General features: G+C 28.3%; 3 protein-coding genes, 2 tRNA genes and 1 other annotated feature. All 5 genes read right to left on the bottom strand.

Features of this window, described 5'->3' with window-relative positions:
- Positions 1 to 528 precede the first annotated feature (528 nt).
- The 5 genes from murD to J2Z53_RS12730 all read right to left on the bottom strand — a co-directional run bounded on the left by murD (position 529) and on the right by J2Z53_RS12730 (position 4613).
- A complete protein-coding gene (gene murD, locus J2Z53_RS12750) occupies positions 529 to 1908 on the bottom strand; it encodes a UDP-N-acetylmuramoyl-L-alanine--D-glutamate ligase (RefSeq protein ID WP_209797832.1) in 1380 nt (459 codons plus the stop codon).
- Between the two features lie 176 nt (positions 1909 to 2084).
- Positions 2085 to 2468, bottom strand: coding sequence for a PH domain-containing protein (locus J2Z53_RS12745; RefSeq protein WP_209797831.1), 384 nt, complete (start codon positions 2466 to 2468; stop codon positions 2085 to 2087).
- A 77-nt stretch (positions 2469 to 2545) separates the two neighbouring features.
- Positions 2546 to 3946 (bottom strand): glycine--tRNA ligase, encoded by a 1401-nt coding sequence (locus J2Z53_RS12740; protein ID WP_209797830.1) that lies wholly within the window; start codon positions 3944 to 3946, stop codon positions 2546 to 2548.
- Positions 3947 to 3998: 52 nt separating this feature from the next.
- Positions 3999 to 4162: a binding site (T-box leader), on the bottom strand.
- A gap of 264 nt (positions 4163 to 4426) precedes the next feature.
- Positions 4427 to 4501 (bottom strand) — tRNA-Asn (locus tag J2Z53_RS12735).
- A gap of 37 nt (positions 4502 to 4538) precedes the next feature.
- Positions 4539 to 4613 (bottom strand) — tRNA-Asn (locus J2Z53_RS12730).
- Positions 4614 to 4628: the final 15 nt, after the last annotated feature.

The following is a 4628-nucleotide window of genomic DNA, read 5'->3' as shown; positions in this document are numbered from 1 at the left end:
TCAATAAAAAGTTTAATCATACTCATAAAACTTACTTTAATAAAAAGAATTGCTGGTTCTAAATGTATTTCTATATTCTGTTCAATTTTCAAAGATCTTAGCAATCTCATAGACTGCTTTATTATAATATCATTTAAGTTCCTTATTGTCAACAACTTTTTTAAGTTGTTTTTATTTTTTGAAAAGAAACTTATGTAGTCGTCATCACCTGACAACGGATATTATAGTATCACGTTTATACCTTTAATATTACTAAAATATAGTTAATTATTCTAAATTATATTTATAATTCTTTTATTTTTTTGTTTTTTCTCTATAATTCTAATAATGATACGCGTGGATTAGTTATTCTTTAAAACATTATATTTTAATATAATCTAATTAATATTTTTAAATAGTTATATATTATTTTAATTGTAATATTGACCTTATTTATTTAAAAAAATAAAAAAAATATTTCTGCTAAGTAAATAACTATCAGTTTATTAATTATCTACTAAACAGAAATATTAATTTATTTAAATTATTTTATCTTAAATTATTTACCAATTCCTTAAACTTATTTCCTCTTTCCATAAAGTTAGGGAACATATCAAATGACGCGCATGCTGGTGATAGTGTTACTATATCTCCTTCTACAGCTATTTCTTTTGCCTTATTAACAGCCTCTTCAAAGCTATTAACCTCAATTATCTCTACTTCTATACCTTTTTCTTCTTTTAAATTTTTAAATACTTCTTTTATCTTCTCTTTAGTTGCTCCAAGCAATATTAATTTCTTTATAAAAGGATATCCCTCTTCTGCTAGTGGTCTAAATGGTATATGTTTGTCATAGCCACCTGCAATTAATATTACCTTTTCATCAAAGGCTTTAAGTCCTGCAAGTGTTCTTGTTGGACTTGATGCAATTGAATCATTATAGTACTTAACGCCATTAAGTTCTCTTACTAATTCACATCTATGTTCAACTCCACCAAAAGTTTCACATACCTTTTTCATAGATTTTATTGATACATCATCTTTAGTAGCTATAAATGCAGCTAAATAATTTTCTACATTATGCATTCCTTTTAATACAATATCTTTTCTCTTTACTACTTCTTTTCCTTCTAAATATAATATTCCATCTTTATAATAAGCACCATGTTCTAATACTCTCTTTGAGCTAAATTCTCTAACTTCACCTTTAGCTTCCTTTTCAAAACTATATGTTATTTCATTCTCTCTATTTACTACTAGCACACTTGATTCTTCTCCATACAAGAATATATTTTTCTTTGCATCAATATATTCTTGCATATCTTTGTGCATGTCTAAATGATTTGGTGCTAAATTAGTACATATAGCAACATCTATTGGTAAATCCATTGTCATAAGTTGAAAACTTGATAATTCTAAGACTACCATATCTTCTTTTTTTATATCTTCAATTTGAGCAAAAAGTGGTGTTCCAATATTTCCACCTACCCAAGTTTTATAGCCTTCTTCCATTAATAATTTTGATATTATAGTTGTAGTAGTTGTTTTTCCGTCACTTCCTGTAACACCATATATTTTTCCTTTGCAATATCTTACGAACTCTTCCATTTCTGAAGTTATGTATGCACCTTCATTTTTAACTTTAATTAAAGCATCACAATCTATTCTCATTGAAGGTGTCTTAAATACAACATCAAATCCTGTTAAATTATCTAAATAACCTTCTCCAAGAGATAAATTAACTCCCTTTTTCTTAAAATCTTCTGCAACACTTCCTAGTTTTTCTTCTGTTTTTATATCAAAAGCAGTTACCTTAGCCCCAAGTTCTACTAGAAAATTTATAAGAGGAATATTACTAACACCTATTCCTACCACTCCAACCTTTTTGTCTTTGATAAAATCCTTAAATTCTTTAAAATCTTTTCTCATACTTTGCCTCCAAAAGTCTTATACTACTATCAACTTATATATTATGAATTATCTTAAATTTTGTCCTAATTGTTTCTAATTATAACACTATAGATTATTATTTTTAAGCATTTAATACCTTATATATTATAAAATAATTTTATTTTATAAAGAGCACATTTTTATGTGCTCTTATATTATTTGATAACATAATCATCTATGATATTAAATACTTTAAATAATAGCTCATCAAGCTGTCTATTTTTAATAAATTCTAGCTCTATATTCAATCCTCCAGCTAAGAAAAGTTTTATTTCTGCATCTAAATCCATTCTTCCTGCTGTTTCTATTGAATAAGTAATTATCTTGCTATATGGTATAGCATAGTATTCTGTTTTCTTACTTGTTATTCCTTGCTTATCGCAAATTAATATTTTCTTATCTGTAAATATGGCTGCATCTCTAAATGTCTTTACCGCAAAAAGTGCTGTTTCATTTTTATTTACAAACTTCTTTAAATCTTCTGGTATTCCTATTTCTTCATAAAACGTAAATACCTTTTTATTTGTTAATTCTCCCATATATATCTCCTCCTTTTATAAATAATTAAAGTATAAGGAGCATTTTTATTAAAATGCTCCTCTATTTATAACAATTATTAAAATTCTAAACTTTTAGCAATGTAAGCTTCTAAATCTTCAATCTTAATTCTTTCTTGTTCCATTGAATCTCTATCTCTTACAGTTACAGCGCCATCTTCTAATGTATCAAAGTCTATTGTTATACAGAATGGAGTACCTATTTCATCTTGTCTTCTATATCTCTTACCTATACTTCCAGCTTCATCATATTCAACATTGAACTTTTTAGCAAGTTCTCCGTATACTTCTAATGCCTTTTCTGATAGTTTCTTTGATAATGGTAATATTGCTGCCTTAAATGGTGCAAGTGCTGGATGAAGATGCATAACTATTCTTGAATCTTGTTTATCTTCTGTTGATAAATCTTCTTCATCATAAGCATCAACTAAAAATGCAAGTGCAACTCTATCAGCTCCAAGTGATGGTTCTATACAGTATGGTATATATTTTTCTTTAGTCATTGGATCTAAATAAGTTAAATCTTCTCCTGAATGTTCTGCATGTTTCTTTAAGTCATAATCTGTTCTATCAGCTATTCCCCAAAGTTCTCCCCAACCAAATGGGAATAAGTATTCTATATCTGTTGTTGCATTTGAATAGAATGAAAGTTCTTCTTTTTCATGATCTCTTAATCTTAAGCAATCTTTATTAACTCCTAAGTTTAATAGAAAATTCCAACAATATCCTCTCCAATATTCAAACCATTCTAAATCTGTTCCTGGTTTACAGAAGAATTCTAATTCCATTTGTTCAAATTCTCTTGTTCTAAAAGTGAAGTTACCTGGAGTGATTTCATTTCTGAATGACTTACCAATTTGACCTATACCAAATGGTACTTTCTTTCTTGAACTTCTTTGAACTTGTTTAAAGTTTATAAATATACCTTGAGCTGTTTCTGGTCTTAAGTATATTTCATTTTTAGCATCTTCAGTTACACCTTGGAAAGTCTTAAACATAAGGTTAAATTGTCTTATATCAGTGTAGTTCATCTTACCACATTTAGGACATACTATATTATGTTCTTCTATATATGCCTTTAACTGCTCATTTGACATTCCATCAGCTGAAGCTACTTCAACACCACTTTCAGTCATGTGTTCTTCAACTAATTTGTCTGCTCTAAATCTTGACTTACATTCTTTACAATCCATTAAAGGATCTGAAAATCCGCCTAAATGACCTGATGCCACCCAAACTTCTTTATTCATTAATATAGCACAATCAACACCTACATTATATGGACTTTCTTGGATAAACTTTTTCCACCATGCCTTTTTAACGTTATTTTTAAATTCTACTCCTAGTGGACCATAATCCCATGAATTTGCAAGACCTCCATATATATCTGATCCCGGAAATATGAATCCTCTATTTTTACATAGCGCAACTATCTTATCCATAGTTTTTTCTACTGCCATTGCTAATCCCTCCAAAATTTTATTTTTGTAATAAAAAAAGCCTTAAGCACAATAAAGGGACGAAAAACTTTCCGCGGTTCCACCCTTCTTGGCTAAAGCCCAACTTTCTATACTATGCTCAAAAGCTCCCTTCATTTTAATTTATTAATGATTTGCACCAAACATCATCTCTCTATAAATAAAATTAAAATTACTCTTCTTTTTCATCGCAAATATTTAATTATATATTTCATTTTATCAAAAGACTTTTATATGTCAAGGTGTATACAAGCTTATTTTAGTATTCTACGAAATTATTTTAATATTTATTTTTAATAATAATATTCAAAAAATATATTTGCTTAGTTTAACTTACAGCTTAAATTTTATTATCATCTTAAATCCATATAAATTTATTTATAGTATATACACTTTTTTCTTTTTTAAACACAAAAAGCAGTAACTAAAAGTTACTGCCAAATTTCTAATAATAAAAAAAAATGGCTCCGCGAAGAGGACTCGAACCTCCAACCTATCGGTTAACAGCCGAGTGCTCCACCATTGAGCTATCGCGGAATATCCATATAACAAATATAGTATTTTAAAATAAAAATGGCTCCGCGAAGAGGACTCGAACCTCCAACCTGTCGGTTAACAGCCGAATGCTCCACCATTGAGCTATCGCGGAATATCCATATAACAA

This window comes from Clostridium moniliforme, assembly GCF_017873235.1.
In the GTDB taxonomy this organism is placed as follows: domain Bacteria; phylum Bacillota; class Clostridia; order Clostridiales; family Clostridiaceae; genus Clostridium; species Clostridium moniliforme.
This window is presented reverse-complemented; position numbering and strand designations above follow the sequence as displayed.

Bases quoted from the DNA above. Each gene is read 5' to 3' on its own strand.
- murD (WP_209797832.1), bottom strand. From the start codon at position 1,908: ATGAGAAAAGATTTTAAAGAATTTAAGGATTTTATCAAAGACAAAAAG.
- J2Z53_RS12745 (WP_209797831.1), bottom strand. From the start codon at position 2,468: ATGGGAGAATTAACAAATAAAAAGGTATTTACGTTTTATGAAGAAATA.
- J2Z53_RS12740 (WP_209797830.1), bottom strand. From the start codon at position 3,946: ATGGCAGTAGAAAAAACTATGGATAAGATAGTTGCGCTATGTAAAAAT.